At 48.0% G+C, this 14,066-nt stretch carries 18 protein-coding genes and 2 pseudogenes; 11 read left to right on the plus strand and 9 right to left on the minus strand.

Translation table 11 applies throughout. The features are described from left to right. Positions 1-118: 118 nt before the first annotated feature. A complete protein-coding gene (locus JCM2765_RS19030; protein WP_082405026.1) occupies positions 119-325 on the plus strand; it encodes a zinc-ribbon domain-containing protein in 207 nt (68 codons plus the stop codon). A gap of 82 nt (positions 326-407) precedes the next feature. On the opposite strand, the gene JCM2765_RS06760 is transcribed toward JCM2765_RS19030, so the two are convergent. From JCM2765_RS06760 to JCM2765_RS06765, 3 genes are all read right to left on the minus strand, one after another. Next, entirely contained in the window at positions 408-716 is a 309-nt protein-coding gene (locus tag JCM2765_RS06760; protein ID WP_156301707.1) for a hypothetical protein, read from the minus strand. Positions 717-731: 15 nt separating this feature from the next. Further along, a complete protein-coding gene (locus JCM2765_RS17555; RefSeq protein ID WP_162838523.1) occupies positions 732-899 on the minus strand; it encodes a hypothetical protein in 168 nt (55 codons plus the stop codon). Positions 900-1,006: 107 nt separating this feature from the next. Beyond that, positions 1,007-1,594, minus strand: a complete 588-nt coding sequence (locus JCM2765_RS06765) for a helix-turn-helix transcriptional regulator (protein WP_082405027.1) — start codon at positions 1,592-1,594, stop codon at positions 1,007-1,009. Between the two features lie 23 nt (positions 1,595-1,617). Between JCM2765_RS06765 and JCM2765_RS17110 the strand changes: the two genes are divergently transcribed. The 6 genes from JCM2765_RS17110 to JCM2765_RS06790 all read left to right on the plus strand — a co-directional run bounded on the left by JCM2765_RS17110 (position 1,618) and on the right by JCM2765_RS06790 (position 5,062). Next, a complete protein-coding gene (locus JCM2765_RS17110) occupies positions 1,618-1,758 on the plus strand; it encodes a hypothetical protein (protein WP_156301708.1) in 141 nt (46 codons plus the stop codon). A gap of 330 nt (positions 1,759-2,088) precedes the next feature. Beyond that, positions 2,089-2,346 carry a Mor transcription activator family protein gene (locus tag JCM2765_RS06770; RefSeq protein WP_054735290.1) on the plus strand — a complete coding sequence of 86 codons (258 nt, stop codon included), beginning with the start codon at positions 2,089-2,091 and terminating at the stop codon, positions 2,344-2,346. A 104-nt stretch (positions 2,347-2,450) separates the two neighbouring features. Continuing rightward, positions 2,451-2,732: a Mor transcription activator family protein gene (locus tag JCM2765_RS06775; RefSeq protein ID WP_054735293.1), complete on the plus strand. Its 282-nt coding sequence runs from the start codon at positions 2,451-2,453 to the stop codon at positions 2,730-2,732. A gap of 17 nt (positions 2,733-2,749) precedes the next feature. Further along, a complete protein-coding gene (locus JCM2765_RS06780; RefSeq protein WP_054735295.1) occupies positions 2,750-3,382 on the plus strand; it encodes a zinc-ribbon domain-containing protein in 633 nt (210 codons plus the stop codon). A 2-nt stretch (positions 3,383-3,384) separates the two neighbouring features. Beyond that, positions 3,385-4,191 (plus strand): zinc ribbon domain-containing protein, encoded by an 807-nt coding sequence (locus JCM2765_RS06785; RefSeq protein ID WP_054735298.1) that lies wholly within the window; start codon positions 3,385-3,387, stop codon positions 4,189-4,191. A gap of 22 nt (positions 4,192-4,213) precedes the next feature. Then, positions 4,214-5,062, plus strand: a complete 849-nt coding sequence (locus JCM2765_RS06790) for a hypothetical protein (protein ID WP_054735301.1) — start codon at positions 4,214-4,216, stop codon at positions 5,060-5,062. Positions 5,063-5,149: 87 nt separating this feature from the next. Here the strand turns inward: JCM2765_RS06790 and JCM2765_RS06795 are convergent. The 3 genes and pseudogenes from JCM2765_RS06795 to JCM2765_RS06805 form a co-directional block, all read right to left on the minus strand. Continuing rightward, positions 5,150-6,495: pseudogene (locus JCM2765_RS06795) on the minus strand (dihydrolipoyl dehydrogenase family protein). Between the two features lie 63 nt (positions 6,496-6,558). Beyond that, positions 6,559-6,987 (minus strand): MarR family winged helix-turn-helix transcriptional regulator, encoded by a 429-nt coding sequence (locus JCM2765_RS06800; RefSeq protein WP_054735303.1) that lies wholly within the window; start codon positions 6,985-6,987, stop codon positions 6,559-6,561. Between the two features lie 76 nt (positions 6,988-7,063). Further along, positions 7,064-7,666 carry a stage II sporulation protein M gene (locus JCM2765_RS06805; protein ID WP_162231400.1) on the minus strand — a complete coding sequence of 201 codons (603 nt, stop codon included), beginning with the start codon at positions 7,664-7,666 and terminating at the stop codon, positions 7,064-7,066. Between the two features lie 132 nt (positions 7,667-7,798). Between JCM2765_RS06805 and arsC the strand changes: the two genes are divergently transcribed. Both arsC and JCM2765_RS06815 read left to right on the plus strand, forming a co-directional pair. After that, the gene (arsC, locus tag JCM2765_RS06810) at positions 7,799-8,209 is read left to right on the plus strand and encodes an arsenate reductase (thioredoxin) (RefSeq protein ID WP_054735309.1); all 411 of its coding nucleotides are present in this window, start codon (positions 7,799-7,801) and stop codon (positions 8,207-8,209) included. Between the two features lie 218 nt (positions 8,210-8,427). Continuing rightward, positions 8,428-9,599: pseudogene (locus JCM2765_RS06815) on the plus strand (multidrug effflux MFS transporter). Positions 9,600-9,657: 58 nt separating this feature from the next. Here JCM2765_RS06815 and JCM2765_RS06820 read toward each other — a convergent pair. After that, positions 9,658-11,130 carry a UbiD family decarboxylase gene (locus tag JCM2765_RS06820; RefSeq protein ID WP_054735314.1) on the minus strand — a complete coding sequence of 491 codons (1,473 nt, stop codon included), beginning with the start codon at positions 11,128-11,130 and terminating at the stop codon, positions 9,658-9,660. 109 nt (positions 11,131-11,239) lie between these two features. On the opposite strand from JCM2765_RS06820, the gene JCM2765_RS06825 reads away from it, so the two are divergent. After that, on the plus strand, positions 11,240-12,124 hold the full coding sequence (locus JCM2765_RS06825; RefSeq protein ID WP_054735317.1) for a LysR family transcriptional regulator: 885 nt from the start codon (positions 11,240-11,242) through the stop codon (positions 12,122-12,124). Positions 12,125-12,189: 65 nt separating this feature from the next. Here the strand turns inward: JCM2765_RS06825 and JCM2765_RS06830 are convergent, their stop codons facing one another. Continuing rightward, positions 12,190-12,870, minus strand: coding sequence for a DUF4097 family beta strand repeat-containing protein (locus tag JCM2765_RS06830; protein WP_054735321.1), 681 nt, complete (start codon positions 12,868-12,870; stop codon positions 12,190-12,192). After that, positions 12,870-13,433 (minus strand): TetR/AcrR family transcriptional regulator, encoded by a 564-nt coding sequence (locus JCM2765_RS06835; protein WP_054735324.1) that lies wholly within the window; start codon positions 13,431-13,433, stop codon positions 12,870-12,872. The genes JCM2765_RS06830 and JCM2765_RS06835 overlap by 1 nt, the downstream gene beginning before the upstream one ends. A 156-nt stretch (positions 13,434-13,589) precedes the next feature. On the opposite strand from JCM2765_RS06835, the gene JCM2765_RS06840 reads away from it, so the two are divergent. Further along, on the plus strand, positions 13,590-13,955 hold the full coding sequence (locus JCM2765_RS06840; RefSeq protein WP_054735328.1) for a Rid family detoxifying hydrolase: 366 nt from the start codon (positions 13,590-13,592) through the stop codon (positions 13,953-13,955). Positions 13,956-14,066: the final 111 nt, after the last annotated feature.

The following is a 14,066-nucleotide window of genomic DNA, read 5'->3' on the forward strand; positions in this document are numbered from 1 at the left end:
ATAAAAATACTTTAGTTCCTGAGTAAATAATTTATTTATAATATTTAATCTGGATAGGTTTGTTAGATGCAAATTTCGAAACGCGCGGAAATAGACTAATTAAAGGGAGATATATGTAATGAAATTCTGTCCAAATTGCGGTCATAAATTAACGGAGAACACCCAGTTTTGTTCAGCGTGTGGGTTACTGCTAATCAATAAGCGGTTGGTAACGCAATTAAGCACATTAAATTTCAGTTTAGAAATCGAGAATGGGCGACAGCGCGACCCCTTTGCCTTTCCAGAACTTGACGACCTCTATCAACAACTTCGATTAAAAAAATAAAATAAAAATCTCGTAAGCATTTACGATAAATGCTCTTGCGAGACTTCATATTTATGTGAACAAATATGTGGCAGCACTTTATTCAAATAATTCCACGTGATGAGGCCTCTTGCTTCAACGCGTATTGTTTGGGAATAGATAAATCAGCACCTTGTTGAACTTTTCGAATTTCTTGACGAATTTGATTATCTGAAAAGTTACTATAAATGTCGGCCGCATGGTCAATTTTAGTTCGAGTTCTTTCTTGCTTATCTTGAAAATTATCAGAAGCTTTTATTAATCGCTCTTGTGCTTCTTCGCTCGTAGCATATTTGACACCTTTAACAACGCCTTTAGCAATTAACTTTGCACTACCGGTTACGGCAACGCCTAGCATATCTCTAAGCCCCATAAAAATCGTCCCCTATCATTTCTTACGCGAAGAACCTGCATCGCTTCGTTTCTTGCGCCATGATCCATCACTATTGCGTGAACGAACATCACCATTGGTTGGACCTGACTTAACGACTGGTCCACCAGCGGTGTGAGGGTTGCGGTTAACTTTTTTCTTTGAAAGCGAATCAAATAATCCCATGATGAAGCCTCCCCTTAGAATTGAATAACTACAACCTTATTTTATCATGTAAGCGCTTTATAGTCACTTAGTGAAGTCAATTAGAGTTGAATGAAACAAATTAGTTATTATAAGTACCGCTTTCGCATCAACTCAATCTCCTTCCCAATCCCCTGCACCAAACTCTCCGGCCCCAACACCCGCACATTAGCTCCCTGACTCAACAACCACATCATCACGCCCCGCTCCCCAAACACCTCAGCCTCAATCACCACAGAACCCCCAGCATCCGGTTGCCGGTTCCGCAACCCGTCATCGGTAATAATTTCCTCATCACCATTCGCCAAATACCGCTTCACAACCCGCGCAGTTGGTAACCGATCCAACGCGGCTTCAACGATGCCCCAGAACTGGAAGCGTACGGTGATCAGGGAGCCGGGATACATGAACTGGATGCGCTGGCGGAACTGGCCGTCTTCGAAGCGGTCAGCGCGAGAACGGGTGATAGTGGTATCAGCGGTAGTGTAGCCCTGGATACGGTCGGCACGGTAGAGGAGGTTGGACGCGTACTTTTCGTTGTAGGACACCACGTAAAAATAATATTCAGAGAAGATAATGGCCTCGGGTAGAATTGTCCGGGTGACCGTTTGCTTGTCGCGACGCTGGTAGGTAATGACCAGCGTCTTTTTTGTCGAATGGCCTGACTGAAGTCCCAGAGGCTGTTGAGGAGGTTTTGGTGGTGGTGCACTGGTTCGTAGAAGAAGGCTTCGTTTTTGATAATCGGTTCAACGGCTTTGCGGTCGCTGGTTTTGATCAGTTGGAGGAGGCCACGCAACGTGCTGTTAAGTTCCTGCTTATTGAGTGCACGGCTAGCCAGTAGCACCTTGATGAGCACGAGAACTTCTCGGGGTGTAAGTTCATGTTGTTCGGACACGAGTTGGTAGCCGGCGTCGGTGTGCACGATGGATTGGTGCGCGCTGGTGTCGGCTAAAAAGACGTTCAATTCACTGATGTCACGCTGAATTGCCCGGGGGCTAACCTCGAATTGCTGCACGAGGTCGGTTTTTTGGAGACGAGCGCCGTTGAGAAGGTCGTAGAAGATTTGGAGTTGTCGAAAGTTTTTAGCCATTTGATCACCTTTTTGATTCTGGTAGACGAAATCTGTCTATCTAATTTGATACCTTGAGTATATCAAAAAGGAGTGGTGAAGATGACAGAAATCGACCAACAGGCCCTACACGAACTTTATAGTCAGTTAAATACCTTGGTGGGCACCGAAAATATGTTGAAAATCTGGCGGGTATTTAACGGCATGCAGGTGACATTTCCGGCACACCTCTACAGCCGCCAACTCGCGGCATTACGGATTCAGCAACTGTACGATGGCACCAATACCCGAGACCTCGCTCGCCGATACCAGTACTCGCAAAAGTGGGTACAGCAGGTACTCAAAGCGCAGCGTAAATAGTGCATTTAATAGTGAACTTTCCACGGGGAGTTCAACCGAAGAGTGCCGTATCTAAGCCGTTTTCTTGTTGTTAAGATAATACTAATAAGAAAGGGGAGGGGTACGTGACAGAACCGGTTGACAAACGACTGTTGCAGCCACTTTACGAACGCCTAGAACAGTTACTGGGACCAGAAGCGATGTTGATGGTTTGGTCGGAATATAAGGGGACGCAGATCAACTTTCCGGCGCACTTATATAACCGCGAACGCGTCCAGCAACGGCTAATGCGAGAGCACCTCGATGACCGCCCGCAACAGCTTGCCAGAAAGTACGGCTATTCGCAAAAGTGGGTCCAACAAGTCCAGCGTGAGGGACGCCAAAGGGCTGAGAAGCAAGATCAATAAACAAGGGGATGTTTTGAATGAAGTTTTGTCCAAATTGTGGGAATGCGTTACAACCAGGGGTTAAATTTTGCCCAGCGTGTGGGATGAAGATTGAAGCGATGCAGTCAGTGAGTGACCAACCAGAGGCACCTGAAACTAATGGTCAATCAACGAAGTCAAACGATTTACAAGCTACTGGTTTGACGGATGCGGCGACAATCCAATCGACACAATCCGTAACTGATGCGCAACCAACGCAACAAGTACAAACCAGCCAGCAAACGGCTTATGAGCAACAAGCGCAGTTTAACCAACCACGTAATAACCAACGGGCGCAACAAGCAATTCCAGATCAACCCCAACTCGGGTTTGTGGGGAGTGTGCAGTACGTGTTACAACACGCCTTTGAGTTTAACGGCAACGTACCAGAAAGCCGGAAGTCGGTGTTTTGGTGGGGGTATTTGGGCATGTGCATCATCAGTATCATTTTGGCCTTTATCCCGGTCGTTGGCGTGCTGCTGGATATCGCGGTTCAAGTCTTGTTGATTTCAGCTTGCATGCGGCGGTTAGCCTACATTGGACAAAATACCGGAGTGGCTTGGTTGCTGATCATTCCAGTTGTTGGTCTCTATCCATACTTTCTCATGCTCCTCGATAGAAAGGCGGCCTGACGATGAAACGACGGGATTTAATTGCGCTGGTATTAGCAATCGTGGTGATCCTGGTTGGTGGGACGTTGTTGGTGAAGACGCGGTTGGTGACGTCTAAGGCACAGTTAGCTAATCAGGTGACGACGGCAGTTGAAAAGCAGGATAGTAAACTATTTTTGAAGCAGTTTGACAAAGAAAGTAAGGTCTCTCGCTTTGCCGATTTAGGTGCCAAATCAGTTTTGAAGGACTGGAAAAAACACGCCACCATTTCACCTGAAGAAATTGGTCAGCGAGTAGTTGCTGATAAATCAATCAGTGGTGCCGATAATGATTATCGTTTTTTCGTTCAAAAGAAGACGCGATTTCTGTTTTTTAAGAGCTACTATCTGCGTGCTGGCTTAACGCGATTAAAACCGGATCAAAATTCTAAGGATGGCAAAATCAAAGTAAACGGTCAAACGGTTCAGTTAAGTGATTTTGATGACGGCTTTTTCCCCGGAATATATGATTTTGTGACTAAGTTGAAGATTAATGGGATTAAATACAGCAATGACTATGATTACAGTTTAACGGGAAATTCAGCAACCTTTGCGTTTGATTTTGAATTTGATGATGACTCAAACGACTCGGATACCAACTACGATGACAGCGCCGATGACGAAGATTCAGACAGCACCGACAAAGCCTACGCCACGATGAACGATTCCGAGTACGAGAGTAAGGCGGATGAAATCGGTGATGCACTCGATAAGACCTATGGGGAAGAACAATCAACCTATAGTTCATACGATGACAGTCAGTATCCAGATTATCAAGGGAATACGAAGTAACGATCGTTAGGAGGAAATGATAATGATTAAAGGCACTTGGACCAAAGCAACCGCAGTGATGTTAGGAACAGTTTTGATGGGAACGGCAATCGTCCCCGCTATCAATCAGCCAATGACGGCGGGCACAGCGAGCGTGCAGGCGGCGGAACGGACGAGTAATAAGGCGGATTTTGAAGCTGTGAAGAAGGCGTTGTCTGAAAGCAGTACCACGACTCAAAATTATATTGCGAAAAGAGTTAACTATGAGGGTAACGGGACAATCACATCTTCGTACGCGCTGCCTAATGATAGTACTGGCAGCATGCCGTATGTCATCAATTCAATCGCGTATAGTTCAGTGTATAATGCACCGTTAAATGATAGTGGGGGTGTTGTTTTAGGATCTGATTTTGAACAGGACTGGGCAGCGGTAACTGACCTTTACCACTATTTCGCGCCACGTTTTTCAAGTGAGGACCAAGCGCAACTGGCTGACATGTATGCGCAGGTCCAAAATAAAACTATTCAAGAGGGAAAAACGGATGCCGTTCAACATTTTGGGCTGACGTTAAGTACTGACGTCTTCGAATACGGCGCCATCGTCTACCACACACCAGCCACTACCAAGAGTACGATCTCAAAGTTATCAGCTAAGAAGACGGCTTCGAAAAAATACGTCAAGGTTACTGGAACGGCCAAGTTAACAAAATCAGCCAATTACGCGCGCATCAAGACGTATAAAGGCTACCGCTACGCTAAGTTGAGTAGCAAGCACACCTTCAGTAAGACCATCTACGCACCAAAGGCCAAGACGGTTAAGGTGACGGTTGGGCACTATGCGAACGGGCACTATACAGCGGTGACGGGGACGAAGACTGTTCGGGTGAAGTAAATCATATTAATGCTAAATTAAAATACGGTATGGACTTCCATTTCGAAAGTTCATACCGTATTTTTTAATGGTTATAAAAATCTGTTGTTATCCCCGCGGCAACAACGTCCCCAACAAATCAATCACCCCACTAGTCGCACTAGGAAAGGCAAAAATTTGTTGTTGCAGTTGGTCGACGGTAAAGTGCGCGTTGATGATCAACGTCAGTAAGTTAACCAAATCATCACCATCGTCAGCGTATAAGCTGGCCCCAACCAAGTAACCGGCCTTATCAAAGACCAAAGTTGCTTCAGCATCCAACGCCAACTTAAACTCGAAGGCTAATTGTTGACCAAATGGCACGACTTGAGTCCGGTAAAGGTCAGCATGCGCTTCAGCTTCCGCCGCGTTCACACCAACTTCGGCTAACCGTGGCATAGTGAAGACCACGCTTGGAATGGCTGGGTAGCTGATTGGGTCAGTATTACCTAGAATGGTCCGGGCAATGTAGTTCGATTCAAAGGTGGCGGTTGGCGTCAGCTTAGGTTGAACCTTGTCGATGACGTCGCCACTGACGAAGATGTTTGGCACAGTCGTTTGAAGGTGGTCGTTAACCTTGATGCCACGGGCAGAAGCTTCGATGTTTAAGTCTTCTAAGCCGAGGTTCTCAACGTTAGCTACCCGACCAGTTGCGCCAAGCACGTAATCAGCATCGATGGTCAAACCGCTCTTGGTGGTAACGGTGTAGGTATCGTCAGTCGCCGAAACTTCAGTTACCGCTTCATTAAAGTGGAATTGAACGCCTTGCGCTTCCAACTTCGCCTGCAGTTTCGCAACGTAGGTTTGGTTAAATGCCCCCAACGCTCGGTCGCCAAATTCCACAATGTGCACTTCGCGGCCCATCGTTGCGGCCATGGCAGTGAATTCCATTGCAATCACACCGGCGCCGATGAAGACGAGCCGTTGTGGCATTTCGGGTAAGTCTAAGAATTCACGACTGTCGTGGATGTACTCGTTGCCCGAAATTGGCAGGGTAGCGGGACGTTGGCCGGTTCCGATGACGATGTAGTCACTGGTATAAGTCTGATCGCCGATACGAACGGTGTGGGCGTCCGCAATCTTAGCTGCGCCAGTCAACAAGTCGATGCCCATCTTAGTGAACAACTGGCTCATCGTAGGTGCCAGTGGGTCGATGACGTTGTGCTTGTAGGCCATCAGGCTGGCCAGTCAATCGTTGGGACACTGTTGACGCCGTGACCTTGGAAGCGTTGAAGCTGTTCAGTTAATTGAAAGGGACCGTCCAGCGCGATTTTAGCGTCGCAACCGTAGTTGGTGCAGGTACCGCCAACTAAGTCTTTTTCAACAATGGCTACTTGCTTGCCGGCTTGCTTTAACGCAACGGCCGCGTGCCAAGTTGCGTGACCGGAGCCGATAAAAATAACATCATAGTTCATATATAAAATGCCTCCAAGGATTTAATTAGTCGTGCACGATTAATATGGGGTAAGAAAACCGCTTTAGTCGTTAAAAGCGGTCATCAGTTTTTGATTGAGGGCGAGCGCTTGCTCGTAGTCGTCGATGGATAGGTCGTGGTGTGCCAAGCACGTGGCGAGGGCGTCGTGGATCGGCGCTTCGTTTTCACGGGCCATGTCAGTCAAGCTGACCAGTAGGCGACGTTTGTCGTTTTCTGGGTGCGTGCGGCTGACCCAGCCACGGTCTTCAAGCCGCCGAACCATCGGCGTCAAGGTGTTGGAATTTAGGTGCAGCGTGGCACCCAAGTCCCGTAACTCGCGGTGATCGTTTTCCCACAAGGTGGTGAGCAGTAAGTACTGCGGGTAGGTGAGGTTGTAGGGTGACAGCGCTTCTTGATAAAACTTGTTAAACAAACGATTGACGTTGTAGACGCTGAAGCAGAGCTGATCTGCCAAGTGAACGTGAGTCGTCATAGCGCACCTCCAAATGTTAGTCGTGTACGATTGAATTTTATATTACGCGTCTTTTTAACAAATAGCAACCGTTAATTTAGCCGTTGATCCAGTTGGCGATAATGTCCGCCACGAAGGTTTCGCAAATTGCGGCCGCTAAACATAATGGCACAACAGCTATCAGGTAGCCTTTGAGAAGTGGTCGGCAGACTGGCATTAGCGGTTGCGTTGTTTCGGTTCGTTTGCGCCAATGATGCCATTTGAGGCGGATGATGCGATTGATTTCAAATAGGAAAGCGGCCAAGACACACATTTCGGTGTACTCCAGTAAGCTGTGTGGCAGGCTGCCAATTAGAATTGCAAGACCGGCACGAACACTATGACGCAGGGCGATACCATACAGAATTCCTGGCAGAATCGCGGTGAGAATCGGGTTCCAGAGATAAAGGTAACCAATCGGTATCAGTGATAAGACCAGCATAACTAATGGAATCTGAACACCATTGTGTAGGAAGTAGGTGCCGACTAACGACCATCCCTTGGCGTGCGCAACGGATGAAGGGGTTACATTACTAGTCGCGTTGATTACGTGGCTCATATCGGGATTGATCAAATAGGTGATAATGGCGGCCAATAGGGTGAGGATTACCATTAGCAACAGAAAATAAGTGGTACGGTGAATAATCGCTTGTCTAGACATATCGAACTCCCAAAATTGAAATTTGACGCTAGTTTCAGTATCACATAGACCCCTTAAAAATTCAAAAGACATCAGTTGCACCAATGGCAGATTTTCGGTAATCTTGATCATAAATAGGTGAAGGAGCGTACGATGAAACAAGTCTATTTCTTATGTACCGGCAACTCCTGTCGTAGTCAAATGGCAGAAGGTTTTGCGCAGGAATTGTTAGGCTCAAACTGGCGAGTTGCGAGTGCGGGCGTTGAAAGGCACGGCTTAAATCCCAATGCGGTCAAAGTGATGGCGGAGGTTGGCGTGGATATTGCTGACCATCACTCTAAGTTGATCGACCTTGATTATCTGAACAGCTCCGACTTGGTGGTGACCCTCTGTGGCGATGCCCGGGACAAATGCCCGATGACGCCGGTCAGTGTCGAAAAACAGCACTGGCCGTTACCGGATCCGGCTGGTGCGACGGGGACCGAGGCTGAGAAGTTGGCGGTTTTTCGGACGGTGCGCGATGAGATTCGGGAACGCGTTTTGGCCTTGCGAGAGGCAGATTAGCTAAAATGGGCTGGTTGTTACTGACGACCAGTCCGTTTTTTGTGTCGTTATCATTGCGAATTATCATTTGCGTTCGCTCCGCATTTCCTGTAACCTAAACCCTTGTATGTTACTGAGAAGGGAGCTGATTATAGTGCCATACGTGACCTTTATCGCCTGTGCAACTGTAAGTGGCGAAGGACGTTTTTCCGCAAATTAACTTTTAGGAGAAATGACATGTGAAAAACGTCCAGAAAAAGTACCATCTATTTTGATCATCATTGCGCTGGTGGGGTTTCCCCAGATCAGCGAATCAATTTTTGCGCCGGTATTGCCGGCGTTGAGTCGGGCCTTCAACGTGAGTGCCCAGACCAGTCAGTTGACCATGAGCAGTTACTTTATCGGCTTTGCGGTCGGCGTTGTGTTTTGGGGCTGGCTGTCAGACCGAATTGGTCGGCGGCAAGCGATGCTGTGGGGCATTGTGGTTTATTTGATTGGGAACCTTGGCCTGCTGTTTGCTGGTCAGTTTCCGTTACTGATGACAGCACGGCTACTTCAGGCCTTTGGAGCAGCGGTTGGTTCAGTGGTCACGCAGACCATTATGCGTGAAAGTTTCAGTGGCGTTTGCGGTGAGCGAGTGTTTGCGCAAGTGAGTGCTGCAATGTCGTTATCACCGGCGTTGGGGCCGCTGATTGGTGGGGCGCTTCAGACTTACTGGGGCGGCTATCACAGCGTATTCTTCGCGTTAGTGATCATGGCGATGTTGCTGTGGGGCTATACGAAACTACGGTTACCGGAAACATTGACGCAGGTCGTGACGCAGACAATCTCATGGTGGCAAGTTGCCGGGCGGTTGGTACGGACTCCACGCGTGTGGGTGTACGGGGTGCTGATTAGTGGCATTAACGGCGTGCTGTTCAGTTACTATGCCGAAGCACCGTTTGTGTTTGAAACCCACTTTGGCCTATCCGCCGTTCAGTACGGCTGGTCCGGGATGGTGATTGCGGCCGCTAGCTTGGTTGGGGCGAGTTTAGCCACCACGCTGGTGGGGCGGGTGACACCGGAGACGCTGATCGATGTTGGGTTAAGGTTAGCGTTGATTGGTTCAGTGGCGCTGTTTGTTGGCATTCAGCAGTTAGTGTCCGCATTTATCGCCATTTTCTTGGCCTTTACTGGAATCAACCTCGCGTTACCGATGGTGCTCAACCGAGTACTGATCGGGTTTGAAGACGTGATGGGGACCGCTAGTGGGCTGTTGAGTTTGGGGTACTACCTTGGCATCAGTGCGCTGACGCTGTTGATGAGTACGATGCACAACGGGACCGTTTGGGTGTTGCCGCAGTACATGACTTTGGTTGTGGCGGTGATGCTGATTGGGAGCGTTGGGTTGCACCGGGTGATGGCTGACTAAATCAAAAAAGCTAGCTGATTGAGGATTGCTCAATAGCTAGCTTTTTGGCATACTAAAGTTACTTCAGATAATCTTGCCAATTAGCAACGTGTTTAAATTGCGCCCGTTCGAATTTGTCGCGCATGTCGAACGGAACGGTACCATCTAAGACGAGTTTTGAACTCATTCCCCGGACTCGGATATGGGTCGGGTCGTATTCGGGTAACTCCGATGGATCCAGTGGGTGATTGCGCATTCCTTCAAGTACCATAATGTCACGGTTAGCTTGAAAGCGCGTATTCAGAGTCCACATCACGTCGTTCATATCAAATATATCGACATCTTCATCAACTAAGATGACGGTCTTAAGTTCTTTAAAGGCTGAAAATGCGAGAATTGCCGCTTGGCGTTGTAAGCCTTCGTCAGCGAGTTCTGATTTATGGATCTGCATGATCGACATGAATTTACCACCACCAGCTGGCGGATTGTAGACGTTGGTGACTTTGCCGGGAATCGCACGGTTTACGAGATCGAGAATCGAAGCTTCGGTTGGAATACCGGCGAGACTGACGTGTTCTTCGGATGGCCCAATGACGGTCTGCATAATCGGATGTTCGCGGTGAGTAACGGCCGTGACTTTGATGACCTGAACGGCTGGGTTCGCGTCACCGTTATAACCAGGAAATTCGGGCATTGCGTGACCGGTGTGGGTGTTGAGATCCTCCTGAATGCGTTCGTTTGGCATGATGTAACCTTCAATGGTGTATTCGGCTCGAGCTAAGGCTTTTTCATCGACGGTCACGCCATCGACAAGTTGAACGGCCTGTTGTCGAATGGCGCCAGCAACGCCGAGTTCATTGAAGCCTAGTGGGGTGGTCGGTGGTTCGAAAGTTGCCCCGATGAGGACGGCTGGATCTAAGCCAATATTGATGGTAATTGGCATTGGCGTGTTGGCTGCCTCGTATTCATCCGTAAAAACACCGATATGACGGCTACCATGGAGAATATAAATGCCAATTTCGTCTTTGCCTTCGATGACCATGCGGTGAATCGTTACATCACTTTTGGATTTATCCATACTAGATCCATAGACAAGGCCGGCTGTGATGTATGGGCCAGCATCATATTCGGTGTTGGTGGGTGCGGGAACCAAGCGGCGAATGTCAAAATCTGGATCGGTGGCGCGATGAATAACGGTGTGGGCTGGCGCCTGATCTTCCGGAACGGTAACGGGTGCTACTGGTTGTTCAACAGCCTGATTTAAAAAATGGCCAAGGTTGCGCCAATTTTGATGAAAAATCTTGCCAACTCGGCGCCGACTGGCCATTAGACCAATTAAGACGCGGGCATCGGGAAACCCGGTAATGGTGTTAAACATCAATGCTGGTCCTTCTTGGGTTGGCCGCTCAACGGTTCCGCCTGCACCAATGTAGCGGTAGATACCACTAATTTCTGCATTGGGGTCAGCTTCAAGGTTCGTTTCATGGTAGTTAGCTGGATCATTTTGCAGTTCAGCTAGGACTTGTCGTAAATCATATTGTTTTTCTGTCATTGTGATGCCTCCATGAGTTTTATTGTGGCGGAACAGTGGCGTAACCTCAATTCCGATTCTGACTAGTATTAGTCGAAAGTGGCATAACTAAAAAATAGGAGGTGGTTAATTGACTTTTGAAGACTTACAGCAATTTATTACCGTTTATGAAGCAAAAAGCGTGTCCAGTGCTGCTGCAACCCTGAACATGTCACAGTCAGCCTTATCAAAACGGCTAAAAGCCATGCAAGAAGAGTTAGGGACGAAGTTGATTCTAACCGCTAACCGGCAGCACCTAACCATTACAGAAACCGGGGAGCGATTTTACCGATTTGCGCAACGAGAGACTGCAACGTACGAACAACTTAAGTCGGAAATCAGGTCGTATGAAGCGCTACATCGTGGCACGCTACGGTTAGATATGATTCCAATCGCCTCACAGTATGGATTGACAGTGGCGCTTAAATCCTTTATTAAACATTATCCGGATATCAACGTTCAATTGACAGAGCAGCCTGGAGATGCGGTTTTGACACGATTACAACGTGGTGAAATTGATCTCGGTATTTTACGAGATATGCAAACCCAACAATTGGAACCAGCACAGTATGTGTGTCAGACGATTGCAACCGATGAGTTGAAGGTTGTGATGGCGCACGACCATCCTTTGGCGCAACGCCAGTCGGTAAACGTGCGGGATTTAGCCGGGTACGATGTGGTGCTACTTGGTGCGGGTTCCGGGGTATATGAGCTGGTAACGGCCCGTTATCACGAGGCGGAATTAATTCCCAATATCCGCCTAACGACGATGCACGCTGAAACGCTTTTGAGTTTGATTCAGACCAACAACTGGGTCACGTTTTTGTTTGATAAAACCGCACAGGCCTTTATAGATGACCGGTTCGCCACGTGTGGGTTTGATGAACCTGTTGTGAGTCAGTTGCAAGTTGCCTACCGTAAAAATCAGTTATCACGAGTGGCGGCTCAGTTTGTGACGGAAGCGTTAGGATTATAAGTACCAAATAAGCCACTGGCTAGTTTCCGGGTTGGAAATTAGCTAGTGGCTTTCGTTGATTTGAATTATTTAGTTGTCACGTTAACTTGGCCGTTGTTGCTTGTTAAGACCAGTTGTTCGGCGTGGTGATCGTTGTAGTGGTTAGAAATTTTTCGACCATTGAGGTGTGCTTGACCGTTTTTGAGCCGGACTTGCAGCCCCGGGACACTCACTCGTTTTAGCGTGGTGCTGCCATTTTGCTTGGTTAGGGTTCCGGCTTCTTTCAGTGAGACATCCGTGAGTTGGGTAGTGCCGTTACTGTGAGTCAAGTTGAGGTGATCGATACTGATGTCGGTCAACTTCAAAGTTCCGTTGAGCTGGTCGGCACTCAGCGTCGTGAGTTGAGTGGGCACCGTAATGGTGATCTTGGCAGAGCGACCCAACTCAAAGTGGTGTTGACCGGCTTGAGCTTGGGTAACGGTGACCGTATCGCCAGCTTCACGCAATTGTAATTCATCGTTGGTCACGTTGGTGGCGTTAATCGTAAATTGTGAGCCAGCTTTAATCTCCACCACGGCAGTTCGCACATTCAATGACAGGTTCCGAACCGCGGTGGTCGAGGTGAGCGTTTTTTGCGTCAGTTTTGACACCGAGAACCGGTTCAGGTCGATGCGATGATTGCTGGCAATCGCCCAGCCGGCACCAGCGCCAATTAGCGCAGCGATGATGACGATAATTGAAATGACCCACAAAATGATTTTTTTCACTAGTTTTCCTCCAAAACAAACTTTTCTAGGTAGGCCTGCACCATTAATACCAGCGTTTCCGTCTGGTTCACAAAGGTTTCAGCCGTTAACACTTGATCTAAATCGTTCAAAAATTGAACGCCCCGTTGTAAATACTGCTGTTGCGCAACGCTTAACCCCAGTTCGCGTTGCTGTTCATCAAACCACCGTACAAGGACATTGCTGAACCCGTAAGTCCCAGCCACCATCCGCTTCTGATAGGTATCATGTAGTAGCGGCCCAATTTCCGGTCGGTACCATTCCATCAACACTTGATTTTGTTTAATCGTGTCAAATACCGTGCGGACGATCATGGTTGCGCCATCGACTAGACCGATACCGTCTTCCAGTTTAGCAGTTAACGTCGCGCGTAACCGCTCGTTTTCAGCATCGTAAACGGCGAGAAAAACGGCTTGCTTGGACGGGTAGAATTTATAGAACGAACCGGTCGCAATTTCGGCAGCCTTCGCAATTTGAACAACGTTAGTGTGTTTATAGCCGTTGGCGAGAAAGGCCGTGGTTGCGGCCTCTAGAACTGATGGCATGGTTGATTAGCTCCGTGAATGAATAATTTATTTTATTCATTCATGATAATTGAAGTTCATCGGGAATGCAACAGTTTGTTTTAGCAACGAAACTAATTACTACTAATGAGTTATTTATGATAAAATAATGGCATTAATCTCAGGAGGATTTAATTTATGGAAACGATTTATAGCGCAAACGCACCAGAACCACTCGGACCCTATTCTCAGGCTAAGAAGACCGGCGACTTAGTCTTCATTTCCGGCCAAATTGGGATTGACCCCAAAACTGGCAAGTTAGCGGGCGACGACATTGAAACTCAAACCAAGCAAGTCATGGCGAACTTAGGTGCCATCTTGGAAGCAGCCGGCAAGTCCTACAAGGACGTGGTGAAAGCGACCTGCCTGTTAAAGAACATCGATGACTTCGGCAAGTTCAACGCCATCTACGGCGACTACGTTGAATCAAAGCCAGCCCGGTCAACGTTTGCGGCGGTAATTCCGGCTGGAGCGTTGGTTGAAGTTGAACTTATAGTTGAGTAGAGAGAGTGTGGAACAAAACGGTTTGAAAGCGGAGCCTAAGTTACTCCCGACAGAAAGGCGTGGGTTTCGGCTTTGTGTCGGGAGTAGCTTAGGTGCAGCTTTCAGTTTTGT

The sequence above is a fragment of the Secundilactobacillus similis DSM 23365 = JCM 2765 genome (assembly GCF_001311075.1).
GTDB classification, from domain to species: Bacteria; Bacillota; Bacilli; order Lactobacillales; family Lactobacillaceae; genus Secundilactobacillus; species Secundilactobacillus similis.